Source organism: Streptomyces sp. NPDC087906 (assembly GCF_055584925.1).
On record NZ_JBVJLC010000003.1, the window covers coordinates 102,247 to 126,366 of the forward strand.

Annotated in this window: 20 protein-coding genes; 13 read left to right on the top strand and 7 right to left on the bottom strand. The window is 71.7% G+C overall.

Features of this window, described 5'->3' with window-relative positions; translation table 11 throughout:
• The first annotated feature begins 69 nt into the window (after positions 1–69).
• The 3 genes from galE to idi all read left to right on the top strand — a co-directional run bounded on the left by galE (position 70) and on the right by idi (position 2,921).
• On the top strand, positions 70–1,053 hold the full coding sequence (gene galE / locus ACZ63I_RS10030) for a UDP-glucose 4-epimerase GalE (protein WP_469337208.1): 984 nt from the start codon (positions 70–72) through the stop codon (positions 1,051–1,053).
• Between the two features lie 142 nt (positions 1,054–1,195).
• On the top strand, positions 1,196–2,134 hold the full coding sequence (locus ACZ63I_RS10035) for a cation diffusion facilitator family transporter (RefSeq protein ID WP_469337210.1): 939 nt from the start codon (positions 1,196–1,198) through the stop codon (positions 2,132–2,134).
• A gap of 190 nt (positions 2,135–2,324) precedes the next feature.
• Positions 2,325–2,921, top strand: coding sequence for an isopentenyl-diphosphate Delta-isomerase (gene idi, locus ACZ63I_RS10040; protein WP_041993120.1), 597 nt, complete (start codon positions 2,325–2,327; stop codon positions 2,919–2,921).
• On the opposite strand, the gene ACZ63I_RS10045 is transcribed toward idi, so the two are convergent.
• The gene (locus ACZ63I_RS10045; RefSeq protein ID WP_469337212.1) at positions 2,887–3,360 is read right to left on the bottom strand and encodes an ATP-binding protein; all 474 of its coding nucleotides are present in this window, start codon (positions 3,358–3,360) and stop codon (positions 2,887–2,889) included. The genes idi and ACZ63I_RS10045 overlap by 35 nt on opposite strands.
• A 218-nt stretch (positions 3,361–3,578) precedes the next feature.
• Here ACZ63I_RS10045 and ACZ63I_RS10050 point away from each other — a divergent pair, with 218 nt between their 5' ends.
• From ACZ63I_RS10050 to ACZ63I_RS10060, 3 genes are all read left to right on the top strand, one after another.
• Positions 3,579–4,328, top strand: coding sequence for an enoyl-CoA hydratase/isomerase family protein (locus ACZ63I_RS10050; RefSeq protein ID WP_469337214.1), 750 nt, complete (start codon positions 3,579–3,581; stop codon positions 4,326–4,328).
• Between the two features lie 128 nt (positions 4,329–4,456).
• Positions 4,457–6,889 (top strand): Tex family protein, encoded by a 2,433-nt coding sequence (locus ACZ63I_RS10055; RefSeq protein ID WP_469337215.1) that lies wholly within the window; start codon positions 4,457–4,459, stop codon positions 6,887–6,889.
• Between the two features lie 84 nt (positions 6,890–6,973).
• The gene (locus tag ACZ63I_RS10060) at positions 6,974–7,276 is read left to right on the top strand and encodes a DUF4190 domain-containing protein (protein ID WP_469337216.1); all 303 of its coding nucleotides are present in this window, start codon (positions 6,974–6,976) and stop codon (positions 7,274–7,276) included.
• Positions 7,277–7,377: 101 nt separating this feature from the next.
• Here ACZ63I_RS10060 and ACZ63I_RS10065 read toward each other — a convergent pair whose 3' ends face one another.
• A complete protein-coding gene (locus tag ACZ63I_RS10065; protein ID WP_469337218.1) occupies positions 7,378–9,015 on the bottom strand; it encodes an ABC-F family ATP-binding cassette domain-containing protein in 1,638 nt (545 codons plus the stop codon).
• Between the two features lie 202 nt (positions 9,016–9,217).
• Between ACZ63I_RS10065 and ACZ63I_RS10070 the strand changes: the two genes are divergently transcribed.
• From ACZ63I_RS10070 to ACZ63I_RS10080, 3 genes are all read left to right on the top strand, one after another.
• A complete protein-coding gene (locus ACZ63I_RS10070; RefSeq protein WP_469337219.1) occupies positions 9,218–10,186 on the top strand; it encodes an FAD-dependent oxidoreductase in 969 nt (322 codons plus the stop codon).
• 102 nt (positions 10,187–10,288) lie between these two features.
• Positions 10,289–11,335: a LacI family DNA-binding transcriptional regulator gene (locus tag ACZ63I_RS10075; protein WP_469337221.1), complete on the top strand. Its 1,047-nt coding sequence runs from the start codon at positions 10,289–10,291 to the stop codon at positions 11,333–11,335.
• A 177-nt stretch (positions 11,336–11,512) separates the two neighbouring features.
• Entirely contained in the window at positions 11,513–12,238 is a 726-nt protein-coding gene (locus ACZ63I_RS10080; protein ID WP_469337223.1) for a MerR family transcriptional regulator, read from the top strand.
• A 41-nt stretch (positions 12,239–12,279) separates the two neighbouring features.
• Here ACZ63I_RS10080 and ACZ63I_RS10085 read toward each other — a convergent pair whose 3' ends face one another.
• The 5 genes from ACZ63I_RS10085 to ACZ63I_RS10105 all read right to left on the bottom strand — a co-directional run bounded on the left by ACZ63I_RS10085 (position 12,280) and on the right by ACZ63I_RS10105 (position 18,855).
• Entirely contained in the window at positions 12,280–14,454 is a 2,175-nt protein-coding gene (locus ACZ63I_RS10085) for a 3-hydroxyacyl-CoA dehydrogenase NAD-binding domain-containing protein (RefSeq protein ID WP_469337224.1), read from the bottom strand.
• Positions 14,455–14,489: 35 nt separating this feature from the next.
• Positions 14,490–15,704, bottom strand: a complete 1,215-nt coding sequence (locus ACZ63I_RS10090) for an acetyl-CoA C-acetyltransferase (RefSeq protein ID WP_469337226.1) — start codon at positions 15,702–15,704, stop codon at positions 14,490–14,492.
• Between the two features lie 122 nt (positions 15,705–15,826).
• Positions 15,827–16,852 (bottom strand): LLM class F420-dependent oxidoreductase, encoded by a 1,026-nt coding sequence (locus tag ACZ63I_RS10095; protein WP_469337228.1) that lies wholly within the window; start codon positions 16,850–16,852, stop codon positions 15,827–15,829.
• Entirely contained in the window at positions 16,852–18,006 is a 1,155-nt protein-coding gene (locus ACZ63I_RS10100; protein WP_469337229.1) for a CaiB/BaiF CoA transferase family protein, read from the bottom strand. The genes ACZ63I_RS10095 and ACZ63I_RS10100 overlap by 1 nt, the downstream gene beginning before the upstream one ends.
• Before the next feature lie 153 nt (positions 18,007–18,159).
• Positions 18,160–18,855: an endonuclease V gene (locus ACZ63I_RS10105; RefSeq protein WP_469337230.1), complete on the bottom strand. Its 696-nt coding sequence runs from the start codon at positions 18,853–18,855 to the stop codon at positions 18,160–18,162.
• 56 nt (positions 18,856–18,911) lie between these two features.
• On the opposite strand from ACZ63I_RS10105, the gene ACZ63I_RS10110 reads away from it, so the two are divergent.
• From ACZ63I_RS10110 to ACZ63I_RS10125, 4 genes are all read left to right on the top strand, one after another.
• On the top strand, positions 18,912–19,328 hold the full coding sequence (locus ACZ63I_RS10110) for a (4Fe-4S)-binding protein (RefSeq protein WP_469337232.1): 417 nt from the start codon (positions 18,912–18,914) through the stop codon (positions 19,326–19,328).
• Between the two features lie 126 nt (positions 19,329–19,454).
• Complete coding sequence (gene ssgD, locus ACZ63I_RS10115) at positions 19,455–19,868, top strand: spore wall synthesis regulator SsgD (RefSeq protein ID WP_469337234.1); 414 nt, start codon at positions 19,455–19,457, stop codon at positions 19,866–19,868.
• Between the two features lie 283 nt (positions 19,869–20,151).
• Positions 20,152–21,774, top strand: coding sequence for an ABC-F family ATP-binding cassette domain-containing protein (locus tag ACZ63I_RS10120; RefSeq protein ID WP_469337236.1), 1,623 nt, complete (start codon positions 20,152–20,154; stop codon positions 21,772–21,774).
• Positions 21,775–21,833: 59 nt separating this feature from the next.
• Positions 21,834–24,065, top strand: coding sequence for an ATP-binding cassette domain-containing protein (locus tag ACZ63I_RS10125; RefSeq protein ID WP_469337238.1), 2,232 nt, complete (start codon positions 21,834–21,836; stop codon positions 24,063–24,065).
• Positions 24,066–24,120 lie beyond the last annotated feature (55 nt).

The window sequence follows — 24,120 nt, forward strand, 5'->3', positions numbered from 1 at the left end:
TCGTCCACCGGCATCCCACCGCCAAACCGGCCGACCGGCCGCCGCGCAGCGGCCGGTTAGGGTGACCGCATGACGTGGCTGATCACAGGCGGAGCGGGTTATATCGGGGCACATGTGGCGCGGTCGATGGCCGGCGCCGGCGAGCGGGTCGTCGTCCTCGACGACCTGTCGACGGGGGTCCCCGAGCGGCTGCCGAAGGAGATCGAGCTGGTCGAGGGCTCGCTGCTGGACCGAGATCTCGTCGACCGGACGCTGCGCGGCCACGGGATCACCGGTGTGGTGCATCTGGCCGGGAAGAAGCAGGTGGGCGAGTCCGTCGAGCAGCCGCTGCGGTACTACCGGGAGAATCTGCACGGTCTGACGGTGCTGCTCGAAGCGGTGGTGGCGGGCGGCGTCGGGCGCTTCCTGTTCTCGTCGTCGGCGGCCGTGTACGGGGTGCCGGACGTGGAGCTGATCACGGAGCGGACCCCGGCGGCGCCGATCAGCCCGTACGGCGAGACGAAGCTGGCCGGCGAATGGCTGGTACGGGCCACCGGGCAGGCGCACGCGCTGGCCACCGCCTGCCTGCGGTACTTCAACGTGGCGGGCGCGGCGTCGCCCGAGCTGTCCGACACCGGCGTGTTCAACATCATCCCGATGTACTTCGACCGGATCACCCGGGGCGAGGCCCCGCTGATCTTCGGCGCCGACTATCCGACGCCGGACGGCACCTGCGTACGCGACTACATCCATGTCGCCGATCTCGCCGACGCGCATCTGTCGGTCGCGCGGCGGCTGGCCGAGCAGCGGCAGCCCGGGGACCTGACCCTCAACATCGGCCGCGGCGAGGGCGTATCGGTGCGTGAGCTGGCCGATCTGGTGGCCGATGTGACCGGGCACGGGCTCGCGCCCGAGGTCGCGCCGCGCCGCGCGGGCGACGCGGCGCGGGCCGTCGCCTCGGTCGACCGCATCAGCCAGGAGCTGGGCTGGACGGCGCGGCGCTCGATGCGGGACATGGTCGCCTCCGCCTGGGAGGGCTGGCGGCTGCGCCATCCGGCGACCCCGGTCGGATGATCTTGACAGGGCGCTGACCTGCGGTCATTTCCGCAGGTCAGACGGAATGACAACGGTGTTCAGTCCCGTGTTGCCGGATACCCCCCGCCCGTAGTTCACTGACGTGGTCCGGCAGTTCGTCCGACCAGCGGGAGGCGTCCTCATGGGGGCAGGGCACGACCACGGACACAGCCACGGGAGCGTGCCGACGGGCACGGCGACCGCCGCCTACAAGGGCCGGCTGCGGATCGCGCTGGGCATCACGCTGTCCGTGATGGTGATCGAGATCATCGGTGGCCTCGCCGCCGACTCGCTCGCCCTCATCGCCGACGCCGCCCATATGGCGACCGACGCCGTCGGGCTCGGAATGGGCCTGCTCGCCATCCACTTCGCCGCGAGGCCCGCCGACGACAGCCGCACCTTCGGCTACGCGCGCGCCGAGATCCTCGCCGCGCTCGCCAACTGCCTGCTGCTGCTCGGCGTCGGCGGCTACCTGGTGTACGAGGCGGTCGAGCGCTTCATCACGCCGCCGGACACCCGGGGCGGTCTCGCGATCGTCTTCGCGCTGATCGGCATGGTCGCCAATGTGATCTCCCTCTCGCTGCTGATGCGCGGCCAGAAGGAGAGCCTCAATGTGCGCGGGGCGTATCTGGAGGTGCTGGCCGACACCCTCGGCTCGCTGACGGTGCTGATCTCGGCCTCGGTGATCCTGACCACCGGCTGGCAGACCGCCGACCCGATCGCCTCCCTGCTGATCGGGCTGATGATCGTGCCGCGCACGGTGAAACTGCTGCGCGAGACGCTCAACGTGCTGCTGGAGGCGGCGCCCAAGGACGTGGACATGGGCGAGGTACGGGCGCATATGCTGGCGCTACCCGGAGTGGCGGACGTGCACGACCTGCACGCCTGGACCATCACGTCCGGCATGCCGGTGCTCTCCGCGCATGTGGTGGTGGACCAGGACGCGCTGGACACGGTGGGCCACGAGAAGATGCTCCACGACCTGCAGGGCTGTCTCGGTCATCACTTCGACGTCGAGCACTGCACCTTCCAACTGGAGCCGGGTGGCCACGCCGAGCACGAGGCGGGACTCTGCCCCTGACGCGGCGCGGCGCCGGTGGTACACCAGTGGTGCGCGCGCCGTGACCGTACCTCCGTGCACCGGCGGGGCGGCCCTGTGGCGGTGTCCCGGCGGGTAAGAGTGGGAACGGACATGCCCACGCCCCCGAAGTGCGGACACGGGGCTTTTGTACGGCAGACTTGGGGGCCGAGGCCCGAAGCGAAGGATGGTTATGCCGACCACACCAGTCACTGCTGCGGCGAACAGCTCGTCGAACGGCGTACAAGAACCGATCATGCTGGAGCTGGTCGACGAAGACGGCAACACCATCGGTACGGCCGAGAAGCTCTCCGCGCATCAGCCACCGGGGAAGCTGCACCGCGCCTTCTCCGTCTTCCTCTTCGACGAGCAGGGCAGGCTGCTGATCCAGCGCAGGGCGCTGAGCAAGTACCACTCCCCCGGCGTCTGGTCGAACACCTGCTGCGGTCACCCGTACCCGGACGAGGCGCCGTTCGCGGCTGCCGCCCGCCGTACGCACGAGGAGCTGGGCATCTCGCCCACGCTGCTCGCCGAGGCCGGCACGGTGCGCTACAACCACCCCGACCCCAAGTCGGGCCTGGTGGAGCAGGAGTTCAACCATCTGTTCGTGGGGCTCGCGCAGTCCTCGCTGCGGCCCGACCCCGACGAGATCGACGATACGGCGTTCGTCACCCCGGCCGAGCTGACCGAGCTGCACGCCGAAGCGACGTTCTCCGCCTGGTTCATGACCGTGCTGGACACGGCGCGGCCGGCGATCAGGGAGCTGACGGGGCCTGCCGGGGGCTGGTGAGCGGCAGCGCCGCCCAGACGATCTTCCCGCCGCCGGCGGTGTGCTCGACATCGCAGCTACCGCCGGCCTCGGCGGTGATCTCCCTGACCAGCAGCAGCCCGCGCCCGCTGGTCTGCGCGTAGTCCCGCTCCAGCGCCTTGGGCCGGTACGGGTGGTTGTCCTCGACGGCGATCCTGATCCACCCGGCGCCGATGGCGACCTCGACGCCGACCTCGGGCGAGAGCAGGGCCGCGTGCCGTACGGCGTTGGTGACCAGCTCGGAGACGATGAGCAGGACGCCCTGGACGAGTTCGTCGGGGGCCCCGGCCGTCTGGCGCTCCAGCAGGTCGCGTACCGCGTGCCGGGCCTGGGGCACCGACGCGTCGACGGCCGGAGCGGTGAACCGCCAGATCCCCTCGTACACCGGCGGCGGGGCCGGAACACTCGCGCGGCTCTCCATACTGCGGCACCCACCCTCGGCTCGGCCCGCCGGCGGACCGGCGCTGTCCTGGTCACCGAGTCTTGGGAAAGATCCGGCCCGCCCCCGGCTACTGAACAGAAGTCAGCGGGTATCGACGCGTTATGACCGAACGGGCACGTGGGACGGTGTCTTGCGACCGGTCCTGATCTCCGGTTGTCGCTTCACCGGCGTCTTCGGTGCCCGATACCATCCGGTCCATGGAGCCCCAGTTGCTGCCCACCGTCGCGGACGGCATCGCGACCGTGGTGATCCACCACCCGGCCAAGCGCAACGCGATGACCGCGGAAATGTGGCGTGAGCTGCCGCCGCTGCTCGGGCGGCTCGCCGCCGACGCCGCTGTCCGGGTGCTGGTACTGACCGGTGCGGGCGGCACCTTCTGCGCGGGCGCCGACATCGCGTCGCTGCGGGAGCCGGGCGAGGATCCGCAGTCCCTGGCCGTTCGGGCGGAGGAGGCGCTGGCCGGCTTCCCCAAGCCGGTGCTGGCGGCCGTACGCGGTCACTGCGTGGGCGGCGGCTGCCAGTTGGCCGTGGCCTGCGATCTGCGCTTCGCGGACGAGGGCGCCGTGTTCGGGGTCACGCCCGCGCGGCTGGGGATCGTCTACCCGCCGTCCTCCACCCGGCGGCTGACCGGACTGGTCGGGCCGGCGGCCACCAAGCACCTGCTGTTCTCTGCCGAGTTGATCGCCGCGGACCGCGCCCTGCGCACCGGGCTCGTCGACGAAGTGCTGCCGGCGGGCGAACTGGACAAGCGGGTGGCCGACTTCGCCCGTACGCTCGTCTCGCGCTCCCAGCTCACCCAGGCGGCGGCCAAGGAGTTCGTCTCGGGCAGGGACGACCGGGCGGCGCACTGGGCCCGGCAGGCCCGGGTCAGCGGCGAAACCGCCGAGGGCGTCGCCGCCTTCCTGGAGCGCCGCGAGCCGCGCTTCGGCTGGACGCCGCAGGGCTGACCGCCGGCACCCGGCCGGCGGCCCGGCGTACGGCCGGCGAACGCGCCGTGCCGCCCGTCGCGACCGGGGATGTCACAGCCACCTGCCACAATGCAGACCGCGGAACGGACAGAAATGCGGAGCGTGAAGTGACGACGTCCATCGAAGGCAGGATCGCCGAGGAACTCGGCGTACGGGAGCGACAGGTGCGGGCGGCCGTCGAGCTGCTCGACGGCGGATCGACCGTGCCGTTCATCGCGCGCTACCGCAAGGAAGCGACGGAGACGCTCGACGACGCGCAGTTGCGCACGCTGGAGGAGCGGCTGCGCTATCTGCGGGAGTTGGAGGAGCGGCGCACGGCCGTCCTCGAATCCGTACGGGAGCAGGGCAAGCTCGACGCCGCCCTGGAGGCGCAGATCCGCGCCGCCGACACCAAGGCGCGCCTTGAGGACATCTATCTGCCCTTCAAGCCCAAGCGGCGCACGAAGGCGCAGATCGCCCGTGAGGCGGGCCTTGAGCCGCTGGCCGACGGCCTGTTGAGCGACCCGTCGGTGGATCCCGTCGCCGCTGCCGCCGCTTTCGTGGACGCCGAGAAGGGGGTGGCGGACCCGGCGGCGGCGCTGGACGGCGCGCGCGCCATCCTCGCCGAGCGCTTCTCCGAGGACCCCGACCTGATCGGCGAGCTGCGCGAGCGGATGTGGGCCAAGGGCCGGCTCGTGGCGAGGGTCAGGGACGGCAAGGAGGAGGCAGGCGCGAAGTTCGCGGACTACTTCGACTTCGCCGAGGCGTTCACCGCACTGCCCTCGCACCGCGTCCTGGCCATGCTCCGCGGCGAGAAGGAGGACGTCCTCGATCTGACGCTGGAGCCGGAAGAGCCGTCCGATGAGCCGGGCCCCTCCCTGTACGAGAACATGATCGCCCGGCGCTTCCAGGTCAACGACCGGGGCAGGCCCGGCGACAAGTGGCTCGGCGACACCGTGCGCTGGGCCTGGCGCACCCGGATCCTGGTCCATCTCGGGATCGATCTGCGGCTGCGGCTGCGCACGGCGGCCGAGGACGAGGCGGTGCGGGTCTTCGCCTCCAACCTCCGCGACCTGCTGCTGGCAGCGCCCGCCGGCACCCGTGCGACGCTCGGCCTCGACCCGGGCTTCCGTACCGGTGTGAAGGTCGCCGTCGTGGACGCGACGGGCAAGGTCGTCGCCATCGACACCATCCACCCGCACGTCCCGGCCAACAGGTGGGACGAGTCGCTGGCGACGCTCGCCCGGCTCGCGAAGCAGCACGCGGTGGACCTGATCGCCATCGGGAACGGCACAGCGTCCCGCGAGACCGACAAGCTCGCCGGTGAACTCATCGCCAAGCACCCGGAGTTGAAGCTCACCAAGGTGATGGTCTCGGAGGCGGGCGCCTCGGTGTACTCGGCCTCGGCCTTCGCCTCGCAGGAGCTGCCCGACCTCGACGTGTCGATCAGGGGCGCCGTCTCCATCGCGCGCCGGCTCCAGGACCCGCTCGCCGAGCTGGTGAAGATCGACCCCAAGTCGATCGGTGTCGGCCAGTACCAGCACGACCTGTCCGAGGTGAAGCTGTCCCGCTCGCTCGACGCGGTCGTGGAGGACTGCGTGAACGGCGTGGGGGTCGACGTGAACACGGCGTCGGCGCCGCTGCTCTCCCGGGTCTCCGGGATCGGCGCGGGGCTCGCCGAGAACATCGTGGCGCACCGCGACGCGAACGGCCCGTTCCGCTCCCGCAAGGCGCTCAAGGACGTGGCCAGGCTCGGCCCCAAGGCGTACGAGCAGTGCGCGGGCTTCCTGCGGGTGCGCGACGGCGACGACCCGCTGGACGCGTCCAGCGTGCACCCCGAGGCGTACCCGGTCGTGCGCTCCATGGCGAAGACCACCGGCGCCGAGGTCGCCGCGCTGATGGGCAACTCGACGGTGCTGCGCTCGCTGCGCCCGGCGGACTTCGTGAACGACTCCTTCGGGCTCCCGACGGTCACCGACATCCTGCGCGAGCTGGAGAAGCCGGGCCGCGACCCGCGGCCGGCGTTCAAGACGGCGACGTTCAAGGACGGCGTCGAGAAGCTGGCCGACCTGGAGCCGGGGATGATCCTGGAGGGCGTCGTGACGAATGTCGCGGCGTTCGGGGCGTTCGTCGACATCGGCGTCCATCAGGACGGTCTCGTCCATGTGTCGGCCATGTCGCGGACGTTCGTCAAGGACCCGCGCGACGTGGTGAAGTCGGGCGACGTGGTGCGGGTGAAGGTGCTGGACATCGACATCCCGCGCAAGCGGATCTCACTGACGCTGCGGCTGGACGACGAGGCGGCGGCCGGGTCGGGCGCGGAGTCCGGCGACGGCGGACGGGACCGGGCGCCGCGGCAGCGTTCGGGCGGCGGCGGTCCCCGCCGCAAGGCACCCGGCCAGGGTCAGGCGCAGGGCCAGGGACAAGGGCAGGCGCAGGGACAGCGCCAGAACCAGGGGCAGGGCCAGGGACGCCGGTCGGCTCCGGCGCCCGCTCCCGGGAACAGCGCGATGGCTGACGCCCTGCGCAAGGCGGGACTCGTCGACCCCAAGGGCCGCTGAGAGGCGGCCCGTTGCGGATGAGGCGGACGAGTAGCGGCGAGAGCCGGGGGTAGCCGCAGAAGACCAACACGAAAAGAGGATCTGATGTCGAACCTCTCTACGTCAGGAACGGGTCATCTGCGGGCCGGTGCCACCCCCGGCACCACGCACAACGGCATGGGCACGGCTTCCCTGGTCCTGGGGATCATCGGCCTGGTGCTCTCCTGGTACTGGATCGCCGCGCTTCCGCTGGGAATCGTCGCCATCTGCCTCGGTGTCGCAGGCCGCCGCAGGGCCGCACAGGGCCAGGCCGACAACCGCGGTTCCGCGACCGCCGGAATGGTGCTCGGAATCGTCGCCGTGGTGCTGGCGGTGGCGTTCGTCGCCATTGTCGCCGCCACTCTGTGACGCGCGGGAACGCGCGCTTCGACGCAACAGGGGGAACGGGCGGGGTGCGTGATCACGCACCCCGCCTGTGCTGCGCGCCCCGCCTGTGCTGCGCGCCCCGCCTATTCCTCGTGCACCTTTCCCGCTGAGACGACCAGCCGGCGCGTCGTACTGACGGCGTCCAGCATCCGGCGGTCGTGGGTCACCAGCAGCAGCGTGCCGCCGTACGAGTCGAGCGCCGACTCCAGTTGCTCGATCGCGGGCAGGTCGAGATGGTTGGTCGGCTCGTCCAGCACCAGCAGATTGACGCCCCGGCCCTGGAGCAGCGCGAGCGCCGCCCTGGTCCGCTCCCCCGGCGAGAGCGTCGTGGCGGGGCGCGACAGATGGCCGGCCTTCAGCCCGAACTTGGCCAGCAGGGTGCGGATCTCCGCGGGTTCCGTGTCGGGCACGGCGGCACGGAACGCGTCCAGCAGGCTCTGTGCTCCGTGGAACAGCGCGCGGGCCTGGTCGACCTCCCCCACCACCACGCCGGCGCCGAGGGTGGCGTGGCCTTCGTCCAGCGGCAGCCGGCCCAGCAGGGCGGCGAGCAGCGTGGACTTGCCGGCGCCGTTGGCGCCGGTGATGGCGACCCGGTCGGCGCGGTCGATCTGGAGGGACACCGGGCCGAACTGGAAGCCGCCGCGCCGCACTTCGGCGTCGCGCAGCGTCGCGACCACGGCGCCCGAGCGGTCGGCTGCGGCGATCTCCATCCGCAGCTCCCACTCCTTGCGCGGCTCCTCGACCACGTCGAGCCGTTCGATCATCCGCTGTGTCTGGCGGGCCTTGGCCGCCTGCTTCTCGGTGGACTCGGTGCGGAGTTTGCGGCCGATCTTGTCGTTGTCGGTGGCCTTGCGGCGGGCGTTCTTGACGCCCTTTTCCATCCAGGCGCGCTGCATCTGGCCACGGGCTTCGAGCGACGACTTCTTGTCCGCGTACTCGTCGAACTCCTCACGGGCATGGCGCCGCGCGGTCTCGCGCTCTTCGAGATACGCCTCGTAGCCGCCCCCGAAGAGGGTGATCTTCTGCTGGGCCAGGTCGAGTTCGAGCACCTTGGTGACGGTGCGCACCAGGAACTCGCGGTCGTGGCTGACCACGACCGTGCCCGCGCGCAGCCCGCTCACGAAGCGTTCGAGCCGGTCGAGTCCTTCCAGGTCCAGGTCGTTGGTCGGCTCGTCCAGCAGGAAGACGTCGTAGCGGGAGAGCAGCAGCGAGGCGAGGCTGGCGCGGGCCGCCTGGCCGCCGGAGAGGGTGGTCATGGGCTGGTCGAGCCCGACGGTCAGACCGAGCGAGGCGGCGACCTCCTCGGCGCGTTCGTCGAGGTCGGCGCCGCCGAGCGCGAGCCAGCGCTCCAGACCCACGGCGTACGCGTCGTCGGCGCCGGGCGCGGCGTCCACGAGCGCCTGGGTGGCCTCGTCCAGGGCGCTCTGCGCCGCGCTGACGCCGGTCCTGCGGGCCAGGAAGTCCCGTACCGTCTCGCCGGGCCGCCGCTCGGGCTCCTGCGGGAGGTGGCCCACGGACGCGGTGGGCGGCGAGAGCCGCAGCTCGCCGCTCTCCGGCGAGTCGAGTCCGGCGAGCAGCCGGAGCAGGGTCGACTTCCCCGCCCCGTTGGCTCCGACGAGTCCGATCACATCACCGGGGGCGACGACGAGGTCGAGCCCGGTGAAGAGCGAGCGGTCGCCGTGTCCTGCGGCGAGGTCCTTGGCTACGAGCGTGGCAGTCATCAGATGGCTGATCCTATCGCCAGGCCGGAGCACCGAACGGAGCCCCGGACGGGGCGCAGAAGGGCGCGAAAGGGGCGCGGGACGGCGCGCGGAACAGCGCACGGGACCGGGGCGGCCGGGCCGGCTGTCCCGCGCGGGGTACGCCAACTGGTCCGCGGTGCGAAATGCCGCGTGTCGGGCCGGATTCCGCTACGGTCCGACCATGACCAGCAGTGATGTGATCGTGGTCGGCGGCGGCGTTATCGGGCTGACGACCGCGGTGGTACTGGCGGAGGACGGCCTGCGGGTCGGTCTGTGGACGCGCGATCCGGTGGGCCGGACGACATCGGCGACGGCCGGTGCGCTCTTCTGGCCGTACCGGATCGAGCCCGCGCAGCTCGTCGGGACCTGGCTGGAGAGATCGCTCACGCGCTACGAACAGCTCGCCGAGGACCCGGCGGCGACCGGGGTCCGGGTGGTCGAGGGCCTGATGGCCAACACGCCCCTGAGCGACCTCGGCGGCTGGGCGTCCCGGGTGCGCGGTCTGCGGGAGGCGCGCGAGGACGAGTTGCCCCAGGGCTTCGCCCAAGGGGTGCGGGCCGCCGTTCCGTTGATCGACATGCCGGTGTATCTGCGCTATCTGAAGACGCGGTTGCGGCTCGCCCGCGGCACCGTCGACGTACGGTCGGCCACGGGCTTCGACGAGCCGGCCGCCGAGGCGCGCGTGGTGGTGGACTGCACGGGTCTCGGCGCCCGTGAACTGGCCCCCGACGCCTCGCTGTTCCCGGTGCGCGGTCAGGTGGTGGTGGTCGAGAACCCGGGGATCGGGGAGTGGTTCGTGGCGACGGACCCCGACTCGACCGACATGACGTATGTGATGCCCCAGCCGTACGGGGTGCTGCTCGGCGGTACGTCGACCGACCACTCCTGGGACCTGGAGACCGACCCGGCGGAGGCCGCGGCGATCGTGGCGCGCTGCGCGCGGGTCCATCCCGGGCTCGCCACCGCACGGGTGCTCGACCACCGGGTCGGGCTGCGGCCCGCCCGGCCCCAGGTGCGGCTCGATGTCGTCCAACTGCCCGGCGGCGGGCGGCTGGTGCACAACTACGGGCACGGCGGCGCGGGTGTCACCGTGGCCTGGGGCTGCGCCGAGGACGCCGCCAGGCTGGCGACGGCCGGGCTGACCTTGTGACCGGCCGGGCATCCGGCGGAGAAAGCGCTCTCCGTCGGCGGGCGGGCAGCGGATAGGGTGTAACGGTTCAATGTGTCAGTTCGCTGCCGAGGAGCGCACGCCTTGACCGATTCGTCCCCCGGGGACCGCCCCACACTGGAAGCCGTGGCCGCGCGTGCCGGTGTCTCACGGGCCACCGCCTCGCGGGTCGTCAACGGCAGCACGGGTGTGCGCCAGTCGCTGGTGGAGAAGGTCCGCGAGGCGGTGGACGAGCTGGGGTACGTGCCGAACCACGCGGCCCGCACCCTGGTCACCCGGCGCACCGGCGCGGTCGCCGTGATCATTCCCGAGCCGGAGATACGGATCTTCTCGGACCCGTTCTTCTTCCAGCAGATCCGCGGCATCAGCAAGGAACTGACCCTGCACGACACCCAGTTGGTGCTGCTGCTGGTGGAGGGCCCTGGCGACCACGGGCGGATCGCCCGCTATCTGACCGGCGGCCACGTGGACGGCGCACTCGCGTTCTCGCTGCACACCGACGACCAGATCCCGGCGATCACCCGGCGGGCCGGGCTGCCCACCGTGTACGGCGGCAGGCCGGTGTGGACGGTGGCGCCCGAGCAGCAGGCGGTGCCGTACGTGGACGCCGACAACCGGGGCGGCGCGCGGGCCGCCGTGCGGTATCTGCGCGACATCGGCAGGCGCCGGATCGCGCACATCGCGGGCCCGCGCGACCAGACGTCGGCCACCGACCGGCTCGACGGGTACCGCGACGTGCTGCCGGACGCCGATCCCGCGCTGGTCGTCGAGGGCGCCTTCACCGCGGAAAGCGGTGTCCGGGCGATGACGGAGCTGCTGGAGCGGTGTCCCGACCTCGACGCGGTGTTCGCGGGCAACGACCTGATGGCGTCGGGCGCGCTGCGGGTGCTCAAGGAGCACGGCCGCGCCGTACCGGGGGATGTGGCCCTGGTCGGCTTCGACGACATGGATTCCGTGGCCGAGAACACCGATCCGCCGCTGACCACCGTCCAGCAGGACGTGGAGGGGCAGGGCAGGCTGATGGCCCGGCTGCTGCTGGGCGGCTTCGACCGGTCGCCGAACGGCGCGCCCGCCCCTGAGCAGGAATCGGTGATCATGCCGACCACGCTCGTGCGCCGCGCCTCCGCCTGAGCGCGCGCGGCCCGCGAGTACGGGACCGGGCCGCTGGTACGGGACCGGGCCGCTGGTGCGGGACCGGCCCGCCGGTACGGGACCGGGCCGCTGGTACGGGATCGGCCCGCTCCCGCTTTCGCAGTGCCGGTGCGACAGCAATACTGTTGCACCGGACACAGCGACGGGAGGTGGCAGATGGCGACCGGTGCCGAGGACATCCTCACCGTCGACCAGCTCGCCGCGCGGGCCGGGGTGAGCGTGCGTACCGTCCGCTTCTACAGCACCCGCGGGCTGCTGCCGCCGCCGGTGCTCGGTCCGCGCCGGGTGGGGCAGTACGGCAGGGACCACCTCTCCCGTCTCGCGCTCATCGAGGAACTCCAGCACCAGGGCATGACGCTCGCGGCGATCGAGCGCTACCTCCAGCAGTTGCCGGCCGACCTGAGCGCCCATGACCTCGCCATCCACCGCGCGCTCGTGGCCTCCTGGGCACCGGACTCCGCCGAGGAAGCGGGCAGGGCCGAGCTGGAGCGCCGGGCCGGGCGGACGCTGACCGAGCGGGACATCGACCGGCTCGCCGCCATGGGCGTGCTGGAACGGGCCGAGGCCCCGGGCACGTACCGGCTCGATCCGGGGCTGCTGCCGCTCGGTGTCGAGCTGCTGGAGCTGCCGCTCGCCCACGAGACGATCCTCGCGGCCCGTACCGTCCTGCTGGAGCACACCCGCGCGGTGGCGCACGAGCTGTCCCGGCTGTTCCGTGACGAGGTGTGGGGGCCGTACACGGAGCGGGAGCCGGACCCCGAGCAGGTGGCCGCGATGCGGTCGCTGTCGGGGCACGTACGGCCGCTGGTGGCCCAGGCGCTGGTGACCGCGTTCCAGCGCTCGCTCAAGGACGAGCTGCGGGCCGCGTTCCCTGCCGAATAGCCGGGGAACGCGGCCCGCCGCGCACTATGCGCCGCGGCGCCTCACGCGTCGGTGAACGTCTCGCCCTTCTCCGCCTTGCCGACGAGCAGCGCGGGCGGCTCGAACCGCTCGCCGTACCGCTCGGCCAGCTCGCGCGCGCGGCCGACGAAGCCGGCGGGGCCGCCCTCGTAGCCGTTGATGTACTGCAGGACGCCGCCGGTCCAGGCGGGGAAGCCGATGCCCATGACGGAGCCGATGTTGGCGTCGGCCACCGAGGTGAGTACGCCCTCCTCCAGGCAGCGCACGGTGTCGATCGCCTCGGAGAACAGCATCCGCTCCCGCATGTCGGCGAACGGCACATCCGCTCCCGGCTTCGTGAAGTGCTCACGCAGCCCCGGCCAGAGCCGGGTCCTGGCGCCGTCCTCGGCGTACTCGTAGAACCCGGCGCCGCCGCTGCGGCCGGTGCGGCCGAACTCGTCGACCATCCGGTCGATGACGGTGTCCGCCGGATGCGCGGTCCAGCGGCCGCCCGCCTCCTCGACGGCGCGCCGCGCCTCGGCCCTGATCTTGCGCGGCAGGGTCAGCGTCAGCTCGTCCATCAGCGAGAGCACCTTGGCGGGGTAGCCGGCCTGGGCCGCCGCCGCCTCGACCGAAGCGGGCTCGACGCCCTCCCCGATCATCGCGACGCCTTCGTTGATGAACTGGCCGATGACGCGCGAGGTGAAGAAGCCGCGCGAGTCGTTGACGACGATCGGCGTCTTCCTGATCAGCCGCACCAGGTCGAAGGCGCGCGCCAGCGCCTCGTCGCCGGTCCGCTCGCCCTTGATGATCTCGACCAGCGGCATCTTGTCGACGGGCGAGAAGAAGTGCAGCCCGATGAAGTCGGCGGGGCGGGTCACCCCGTCGGCGAGCGTGGTGATGGGCAGGGTCGAGGTGTTGGAGCAGAGCAGCGCGTCCGGCTCGACGATCCCCTGGATCTCCTGGAACACCTTGTGCTTGAGCGACACGTCCTCGAAGACCGCCTCGATCACCGCTTCGCAGCCCGCGAGATCGGCGGGTTCGGCGGTGGGGGTGATCCGGGCGAGTACCTTGTCGCGCTGCGCCTCGGTCGTACGGCCCCGGCCGACCGCCTTGGCGAGGACCTTCGCCGCGTACGCCTTGCCCTGGTCGGCCGCTTCCCGCGAGACGTCCTTCAGGACGACGTCGAGACCTGCCTTGGCGCAGGAGTACGCGATGCCCGCGCCCATCATCCCGGCGCCGAGGACGGCGACCTTGCGGATCTCGCGCCTGGCGACGCCCTGCGGCCTGCTCGCCCCCGAGTTGACGGCCTGGAGGTCGAAGAAGAACGCCTGGATCATGTTCTTGGCGGTCTGTCCCGTGACCAGCTCCGTGAAGTACCGGGACTCGATCGTCTGCGCCGTCTCGAAGTCGACCTGCGAGCCCTCGACCGCAGCGGCGAGGATGTTGCGCGGCGCCGGGTAGGGCGCCCCGCCCGTCTGCTTCTTCAGGTTGGCGGGGAAGGCGGGCAGATTGGCGGCGAAGCGCGGGCTGGCCGGGGTGCCGCCGGGGATCCGGTAGCCCTTCGTGTCCCAGGGCTGGGACGACTCGGGGTGCGCGTCGATGAAGGCGCGGGCCTTGGCGAGCATCTCGTCGGGGGTGGCCGCGACCTCATGGATCAGTCCGTGTTCCAGGGCGCGCGCCGGGGAGTACTGGGTGCCTTGCAGCAGCACCTTGAGCAGGGCGTCCGCGATGCCCATCAGCCGTACCGTACGGGTGACTCCGCCGCCGGCGGGCAGCAGCCCGAGCGTGACCTCGGGCAGCCCGATCTTCGAGCCGGGGGCGTCCAGGGCGACGCGGTGGTGGCAGGCGAGGGCGATCTCGTAACCGCCGCCGAGCGCCGCGCCGTTGATGGCGGCGACCACGGGCTTGCCCAGGGTCTCGATGCGCCGCAGGGCGTGCTTGATCGCCATGCTGCTGTCGAAGACCCGCTGGGCGTCGCCGGGCCCGACCTTGATCATGTCCTTGAGGTCGCCGCCCGCGAAGAACGTCTTCTTGGCCGAGGTGACGATGATGCCGCGGATGGAGTCCCGCTCGGCCTCGGCGCGGTCGGCGACGGCGGTGACGGACCTGCGGAACGCCTCGTTCATGGTGTTGGCCGACTGCCGCGGGTCGTCGATGACGAGCGTGACGACGCCGGTACCGTCCTGCTCCCAGCGGATGGTGGTGGACTCGCTCATGCTGCTGCTCCGTATCGGGGTGGGAGGGGACAGGATCAGACGCGTTCGACGACGGTGGCGACGCCCATGCCGCCGCCGATGCAGAGCGTGGCGAGTCCGTACCGCTTGTCCTGCCGCTCCAGTTCGTCGACGAGGGTGCCGAGGATCATCGCGCCGGTGGCGCCGAGGGGGTGGCCGAGCGCGATGGCGCCGCCGTTGACGTTGATCTTGTCGACGGAAACGCCCATGTCGGCGGCGAACCGCAGCACGACGGCGGCGAACGCCTCGTTCATCTCGATCAGGTCGATGTCCCCGATGGTCAGCCCGGCCTTGGCGAGCGCCTTGCGGGTGGCGGGGGCAGGCCCGGTCAGCATGATGGTCGGCTCGGACCCGGAGACGGCGGCCGAGACGATCCGGGCGCGCGGCGTCATGCCGTACCGCTCGCCGATCTCCTTGGAGCCGACGGCGACGAGCGCGGCGCCGTCCACGATGCCGGAGGAGTTGCCCGCGTGGTGGACGTGGTCGATCTTCTCGACCCAGTGGTACTTCTGCAGCGCGACCGCGTCGAACCCGCCCACGTCACCGATGGTGGCGAAGGACGGCTTGAGAGCGGCCAGCGAGTCGGCGGTGGTGCCGGGCCGCATGTGCTCGTCGTGGTCGAGGACGGTCAGCCCGTTGCGGTCGGTGACCGGTACGACGGACCGCGCGAAGCGGCCGTCCTTCCAGGCGGTGGCCGCCCGCTCCTGGGACAGCGCGGCGAACTCGTCCACGTCGCGCCGGGTGAAGCCGCCGATGGTGGCGATCAGGTCGGCGCCGATGCCCTGCGGGGCGAAGCCGGTGTCGAAGCTGGTCATCGGGTCCATCGCCCAGGCGCCGCCGTCGGAGCCCATCGGCACCCGGGACATCGACTCGACCCCGCCGGCCAGGATGAGGTCCTCCCAGCCGGAACGGACCTTGGCAGCGGCCAGGTTGACGGCTTCGAGGCCGGACGCGCAGAAGCGGTTCTCCTGTACGCCGGCGACGCTGTCCGGCAGTCCGGCGGCGATGGCGGCGATCCGGGCGATGTCGGAGCCCTGGTCGCCGAGCGGGCTCACCACGCCGAGCACGATGTCGTCGACGGCCGCCGGGTCGAGTCCGGGGAACCGGGCGCGCATCTCGTGGATGAGCCCCACGACCAGATCGATCGGCTTGGTGCCGTGCAGGGCGCCGTTGGCCTTGCCCCGGCCGCGGGGGGTGCGGATCGCGTCGTAGACGAACGCTTCGGTACTCACGAGAGTTGCCTTTCGAAGATGCGCTGCGGTCGGAGGTGCGGTGCGGTGCGGTCACGGATGCGGTGCGGACACGGATGCGGTGCGGTCGCAGGTGCGGTGCGCGGCTGACGGCGTGCGGCTGCTCAGAGCCAGCTCTTGACGGTCTCGACCAGCTTGACCGGGTCGGACCCGGTGGGTACGACGTTGAGCATCGTGACGCCCGCCTCGCGGAACGCCTCGATCCGGTCTCGTACGTACCCCTCGGGCCCGCACAGCGTCATCAGCTCGCAGAACTCGGCGGGGACGGCGGCCTCCGCGTCGCGCTTGTTGCCGCCGAGGTAGAGCCGCTGGATTTTCGCCGCCTCCTTCTCGTAGCCGTAGGCGACGGCGAGGTCGTTGTAGAAGTTCTTGCCGGGGGCGCCCATCCCGCCGACGTACAGCGCGATCAGCGGGCGGGCGAGGTCCCGGTGGCGCGCGGCGTCGTCGCCGATGGCGAGCAGCCCGCCTGCGACGGTCCGCAGCGGGCCGCGCGCCGGGTCCCGCTTGGCGGCGCCCCTGGCGAGCGGCCCGCCCCACACCTGCTGGGCCTTCTCCGGTACGAACAGGTGCGGCAGCCAGCCGTCGGCGATCTCCGCGGTCAGCTCCACGTTGGCGGGGCCGAGCGCCGCGACGTACAGCGGGATCTCCCGGCGCACCGGCTTGCCGAGGAACTTGAGCGGCTTGCCCAGCTTGCCGCCCTTCTCCGGGGGCAGCGGCATGTCCGTGATGCCGTGGTGGTCGATCGTCTCGCGGCGCCAGATGCGCCGGCACAGCTCGACGGTCTCGCGGGTGCGGCCGAGCGGCTTGTCGTACGGTTTGCCGTGCCAGCCCTCGACGACCTGCGGGCCCGATGCGCCGAGGCCGATCATCGCCCGGCCGCCGGAGACCGCGTCGAGCCCCGCACCGGTCTGCGCGATCAGCGCGGGGGTGCGTGAGTAGACGTTGAGGATCGCGGCGCCGATCTTCATGCGCTCGGTGCGGGCGGCGAGGTAGCCCATGAGCGTCGGTGAGTCGAAGCCGTACGCCTCGGCGACCCAGACGGCGTCGAGTCCCGCCGACTCCAGGGCCGCGGCCTGGTCGCAGGCGGTGCGGGGGTCGCCCGCGTACTCCAGCGGAAGGGAGATCTCCATCAGTGGACGTCCTTGTCCTGGTCGGCGGCCTTGTCCTCGCTGATGCCCGGCACGTCCCAGTCGCGCGCCACCTCGGCGGTGTCGGCGCCGGGCAGCGCGGGCCCGCCGCGCACGGATCCGGGGGTGGCGGAGAAGCGGGGCGCGGGTGCGGGCTGGGTGATACCGCCGTGGCGGGTGAAGGTGGAGCGGGCGGCGAGATGCGGGTGTGCGGGCGCTTCGCGCAGGGTCAGTACGGGGGCGACGCAGGCGTCGGACCCGTCGAACACTTCGGTCCACTCCTGCCGGGTCCTGGCCTTGAACCGGGCGGCGACGGCGGTGCGCAGCTCGTCCCAGCGGGCGAAGTCGTTGCGGGCCGGGACCTCGTCCTTGATGCCGAGCAGCTCGATGAACTGGTCGTAGAACCGCTTCTCCAGGGCGCCGACCGCCATGTAGCCGCCGTCGGCCGTCTCGTACGAGCCGTAGAACGGGCTGGCGCCGTCGAGGAGGTTGGCGCCGCGCTCGTCGCGCCAGCCGCCGGCCGCCATCATGCCGTGGATCATGGTGGTCAGATGGGCGGCGCCGTCCACGACGGCGGCGTCCACGACCTGTCCCGCGCCGTCGGGGGTACGGGCGTGCTGGAGCGCGGCGAGTACGCCGATGACGAGGTAGAGGGCGCCGCCCGCGTAGTCCCCGAGGAGGTTGGCGGGGATGGCGGGCGGCTCGTCGGCCTTGCCGATCATGGAGAGCGGTCCGGCGAGCGCGAGATAGGTGAGGTCGTGTCCGGCCCGCTCGGCGAGCGGTCCTTCCTGGCCCCAGCCGGTCATCCGGCCGTACACCAGCCGGGGGTTGCGGGCGAGGCAGGCGTCGGGTCCGATGCCGAGCCGCTCGGCGACGCCGGGGCGGTACCCCTCGATGAGCACATCGGCGCGGGCGACCAGGTCCAGCACGCGGGCGGGGCCCGACTCCGACTTGAGGTCGATCAGCACGGAGCGCTTGTTGCGGTTGGTGAGGTCGTACGCCGGGTCGATGCCGAGCCCGGGGCCGCCGGGGCGGTCGACCCGTACGACGTCGGCGCCGAGGTCGCCGAGGTGCATGGCGGCGAACGGGCCGGGCCCGATGCCGGCCAGCTCGACCACGCGCACGCCGGTCAGCGGGCCGTTTCCTGTCGCTGCCATCGTTCTCCCGAGACTGTGACACAACTGATGTAACACTGACGATGCTAAGAACGCGGTCCGCCGCGCACAAGCCCTGGCGGCCCACGGAACAAGCAAGCGCTTAGTTTCTCACCGGTCTTCGATTGTGCCGCAGATCCGGCCCGGCGGCGCGGCTCAGGCCGTGGCTTCCCGCAGCGCGGCCCGGCAGAGCGCGTCCGCCCTGCGGGTGGACTCCGGGAGCCGGTAGTCCCGGGCCAGCCGCAGGGTGTGGGCGCAGGCCGTGTCCAGCGACACGCGATGGCCGACCGAGACGAAGACCGGCTTGACGCCCCGCTGGGTGCGCAGCGCGCGGCCCACCTCCTCGCCGTCGTCGGCGCGCAGTGGCGAGAAGTCGCCACGTTCGGGGCCTGGTTGCTCGTAGCGGAAGGTGAACGGGTTCTTGGCGACGCCGATCACCGGGTGCCCGGTGAGCACACCGAGATGGCTGGCGAGCCCGAAGCGGCGCGGGTGGGCGCGGCCGTAGCCGTCGCAGACGATCAGGCCGGGAGCGCCGGGGAGCGCTTCGAGCGCGGCGAGGACGGTCGGGATCTCCCGGAAGGCCAGCAGTCCAGGGACGTAGGGGAAGGTGACCCGGCCGACGGCGGTGGCCTCGGCGACCACGGCGAGCGTCGCGGCGTCGAGCACGACGGCCGCTGCGGCGACCACGTCGCGCTCGTCGTCGTACGCGACGTCGACCCCGGTGACCAGCCCCGTACCGGCAGGCGGTCCCGGCTCGTCGAGGACGACCCGCCCCCGCAGCTCGTCCTGGACGGCGCGCGCCTCGTCCTCGGAGCCGGGCGTGGAGAAGGAGGGTGTACCGGTGGTCGTCATGGCGCGCCAGCTTAGGGTGAGGGGCACGTGGCACACGAGGAGAGACGGGATGCGCGATGACTGAGGGGCGGCCGGGGGCCAAGGAGTATCCGGGTGAGCGGATCTCGGTCTCCTTCGAGACCCGGCGCTGTCTGCACGCCGCCGAGTGCGTGCGGGGGCTGCCCGAGGTCTTCGACCCGGCCGACCGGCCCTGGGTACGGCCCGACGGCGCCGCGGCCGAACAGGTGGCCGAGATCGTACGGCGCTGTCCGTCCGGCGCGCTCCAGTACCGGACCGCAGACGGCGGCGGCGAGGCGCCCGACCGGCCGACCACCGTCGTCCACTCCCCCGCCGGGCAACTGGTCGTACGGGGCGATCTGCGCGTCGAGTCGGCCGAGGGGACCCGCACGGAGACCCGGGCTGTGCTCTGCGGCTGCGCCGCCAGCGACCTCCAGCCGTACTGCGACCACTCGGGACCCTGCGGCGAGGACTGACCAGACCCGCGCACGGTGATACAGCTCACGGCTCCCGTTGAGCACGGAATGGAGCGTTCCGGCGTCCTCATGGGTAAGCGGAGGGCCGCCGGGCCCGTAAATCCGATCCGTCGGAGGGAACAGGCCATGTCACCTGTCATCGAACAGGCCGTGCAGGCCCGCGTGGTCGCGTCCGCCCCGAGCCCGGAGACCGTCCCCGCGACGCTGCTGTACGACCGGCAGGACCCGTTCGCCGTGCGGATGGCGTTCCCGCCGCCGGCGACGCTCGAAGGCACCGAAGTGACCTGGGAGTTCTCCCGCGAGCTGCTGACCACGGGGGTCTCCGAGCCCACCGGTGAGGGCGATGTGCGGGTGCGGCCGTTCGGCTACGGCCGCACCGTCGTGGAGTTCCGCGCCCCGGAGGGCACGGCGATGGTGCATCTGCGCACCAACGAGCTGCGGCGTTTCCTGGCGCGGGTGCAGGGGCTCGTGCCGGTCGGCGACGAGCACCTCTACCTGGATCTGGACCACGACCTGGCGGAGCTGCTGCGCGACGCGTGACAACGTGCTGTGTGGCTACGTGCCGCATGGCAACGCGACGCGTGAGAAAACGCGTTGACGCCGTCTGCCGCCCTCTCCTACCGTCGGTGGCGTTCCCGCAGTCGTCCGATCGGAGCAGGACGTTGAACTACTGAGGTCTGAGACACCGTCCGCACAGCGTCGCGCTGTGCGTGTTTCGCGTGCGACCTCGGCAGTCGATCCTGTCTTGCCTGTCTTGCCGTACCGGGAACGCCGGTGTCTCCATCCGTTGCCCTGATGCCCCGCACAGCAGCCGGAGACCCGTATGTCTGCTTCCGCCACGCACATCACCTGTACCGACCTCTCCTTCGACTGGCCCGACGGGACCGCCGTCTTCGCCGGATTCCAGCTCGCCGTCGGGCCCGGCAGGACCGGCCTCGTCGGACTCAACGGATCGGGGAAGTCAACCCTGTTGCGGCTGATCGCCGGTGAACTCACCCCGTCGGGCGGCCGGATCCGCACCGTCGGCGAGGTGGGGTATCTGCCGCAGACCGTCGTCTTCGACACCGCCCTGCGGGTGGACGAGGCGCTGGGCATCGCCGGGGTCCGCACCGCGCTGCACGCCATCGAGGCGGGTGACGCGCGGGAGGAGCACTTCACCGCCGTCGGTGACGACTGGGACGTCGAGGAGCGGGCGCGCGCCGCCCTGGACCAGCTCGGGCTCGCCCATATCGGGCTCGACCGCACGATCGGCGAGGTGTCCGGCGGTGAGTGCGTCCTGCTCCGCCTGGCCGCGCTGCTGCTGGCCAGGCCCGATGTGCTGCTGCTCGACGAGCCGACCAACAATCTCGACCTGCGGGCGCGCCGGCGGCTCTACGCGGCCGTCGAGTCCTGGACCGGTGTGCTGGTCGTGGTCAGCCACGACCGCGCGCTGCTCGGACTCGTCGACCAGATCGCCGATCTGCGCGACGGCGACGTCTCCTGGTACGGGGGGAACTTCACCGCGTACGAGGAGGCGCTGGCCGTCGAACAGGAGGCGGCGGCCCGGACGGTGCGGGCCGCCGAGACGGATCTGCGCCGGCAGCAGCGCGAACTGACCGAAGCACAGGTCAAGTTGGCAAAGCGGGTGCGGTACGGCCAGAAGATGTACGACCAGAAGCGTGAGCCGCGTGCCGTGATGAACGCGCGCAAGCGCACCGCCCAGGAGTCCGCGGGCAAGCACCGCGTCCTGCACGAGGAGCGGCTGGCCGACGCGCGGGAGCGGCTGGACGAGGCGGCGGACGCGGTCAGGGAGGACGAGGAGATCCGCATCGAACTGCCGTACACCCTGGTCCATCCGGGCCGAACCGTGCTCACCCTGCGCGAGCTGGAGCTGCGGCACGGAGCGCGGGTGGCCGGGGAGTTGGAACTGCGCGGCCCCGAGCGGATCGCGCTGGTCGGGGCCAACGGAGCCGGCAAGACCACGCTGCTGCGCAGCATCGCGGGCGAGCTGGCGCCGGTGTCGGGCGAGGTGGTCGCGCACGTACCGCTGCGGTTCCTGCCGCAGCGTCTCGACGTCCTGGACGGGGAGTTGACGATCGCGGAGAACGTGGCGCGGCTGGCACCCGCGGCGACCAACAACCGGATCAGGGCGCGGCTCGCGCACTTCCTGTTCAAGGGCGCACGGGCGGACCAGTTGGCCGGCACCCTCTCGGGCGGGGAGCGGTTCCGGGCCTCGCTCGCCGCGCTGCTGCTCGCCGAACCGGCCCCGCAGCTCCTGATGCTGGACGAGCCGACCAACAACCTGGACATGGCGAGCGTCGCCCGGCTGACGGCGGCCCTGGACTCGTACGCGGGCGCGCTCATCGTGGCCAGCCACGACGTGCCGTTCCTGGAGTCCATCGGCGTGACCCGCTGGCTGCTGCTCGACGGCGAGTTGCGGGACACCGCGCCCGAGGCGCTGAGGTAGCGACAGCCGACCGGGAAACCCGACAGAAGATGTCCGGTTTCCCGGTTAGCTTCGCTCGTATGGCTCAGCACATCGTGATCGCGGGTGCCCGCGAGAACAACCTCCAGGACATCTCCCTCACCATCCCGAAGGACCGGATCACCGTCTTCACCGGCGTCTCGGGGTCCGGCAAGTCGTCGCTCGTCTTCGACACGGTCGCCGTGGAGTCGCAGCGCCAACTGGGCGAGACGTTCGGCTCGTTCCTCCGCAACCGGCTGCCCAAGCACGAGCGGCCGCAGGTCGACACGATCGACCGGCTCGCGGTCGCCATCGTGGTGGACCAGAAGCCGCTCGGCGGCAACGTCCGCTCCACCGTGGGCACGATGACCGACATCTACGCCGCGATCCGGGTGCTGTTCTCCCGCTGCGGCACGCCCGGCGCCGGCCCGGCCGCCGCGTACTCGTTCAACGACCCGGCGGGGATGTGCCCCGGCTGCGACGGGATCGGCAAGGTGGTCGAGCTGGACATCGGCCGGGCGGTCGACCCGTCGAAGTCGCTCAACGGGGGCGCGCTGCTGCTGCCCGGACTCGCGGTGGGCAACTGGGAGTGGAAGCTGTACGCGGAGTCCGGCCGCTTCGACCCGGACAAGCCGCTCTGCGACTACACCGAGGTCGAGCGCCGTGCGCTGCTGTACGGGGACGCCGGCGGCGGAGAGGGGGTGGTCGGCCGCTTCGACCGGCTCTTCATCAAGCGGGACACGGCGGGCCTCTCCGAGCGCCGCCGTGAGGCCACGGCCCGGTTCACCGTGGAGCGGGTCTGCGCGGAGTGCGGCGGTGCCCGGCTCAACCGGGCGGCCCTCGCGACCCGGGTGGCCGGTTTCTCCATCGCCGAACTGACCCGGATGGAGGTCGCCGACCTGGTGGAGGTGCTGGGCCGGATCGACGGTCCGATCGCCGCACCGATCGCGGCTGCCGCCCGCGAGCGGCTGGAGCGGCTGGTGGGCATCGGGCTCGGCTATCTCAGTCTGGACCGGGAGACCACCAGCCTGTCGGGCGGCGAGGGCCAGCGGCTCAAGATGGTGCGCCACCTGGGGAGTTCACTGACGGGTCTCACCTATGTCTTCGACGAGCCGAGCGTGGGACTGCATCCCCGCGATGTCGGCAGGCTGGCCGATCTGCTGGTCCGGCTGCGCGACAAGGGCAACACGGTCCTGGTGGTGGAGCACGACCCCGATGTGATCGCCGTCGCCGACCATGTCGTCGACATGGGCCCCGGCGCGGGCGCCGACGGCGGTCATGTCGTGTACGAGGGGCCGCCCGCCGGGCTGGCCGCCGCCGACACCCTCACCGGGCGCTGCCTTCGTGAACGTACCCCGATGAAAAGGTCGTTCCGCTCCCCCACCGGACATCTCACCGTGACCGGGGCGGCGTTGCACAATCTCAAGGGGATCGACGTGCGGTTTCCCACCGGGGTGCTCACCACCGTCACCGGGGTGGCCGGATCGGGCAAGTCGTCCTTGGTCTCAGGGGTGTTCACGGCGGCCCACCCGCAGTCGGTGGTCATCGACCAGAGCGCCGTCGGTGTGTCGTCGCGCTCGACGCCCGCCTCGTATCTGGGTGTGCTGGACAGCGTGCGCGCGCTCTTCGCCAAGGAGAACGGTGTCGACCCCGGCCTGTTCAGCTTCAACTCCGCGGGGGCCTGCGGGACTTGCGCCGGGCGCGGTGTCATCCACACCGATCTGGCCTTCATGGATCCGGTGACCGCGGTCTGCGAAGCCTGCGGCGGGCGGCGGTTCCACGACGACGTGCTGAAGCACCGGGTGCGCGGCGCCTCCATCGTGGACGTATTGGAGATGACGGCGGCGCGCGCCGCGGAGTTCCTGGAGTTCACCGGCGACCGGGCGCTGCTGCGCAAGCTGCGCGCCCTGCACGAGGTCGGGCTCACCTACCTCGCGCTCGGCAGGCCGCTCAGCTCCCTGTCCGGGGGCGAGCGCCAGCGCGTCAAACTCGCCACCCAACTGCACCGCACCGGCAGTGTGTACGTGCTCGACGAGCCGACCACCGGGCTGCACCTGGCCGATGTGCGCACGCTGGTCGCCCTGTTCGACCGGCTGGTGGACGCGGGCAACTCGGTGATTTGTGTGGAGCACAGTATGGATGTCGTGAAACGTTCGGACTGGGTGATCGATCTGGGTCCCGGCGGCGGTAAACATGGTGGTGAGATCGTGTTCGAAGGCACTCCGCGCCAGTTGCTGGACGACCCGAAGTCCAGCACGGCCGAGCACCTGCGACGGGATCCGGCCATTCCGTAACGGGGGCACATCGGGTCATGATGGACGCGACCGGAACCTTCATGGACCTGGAGAG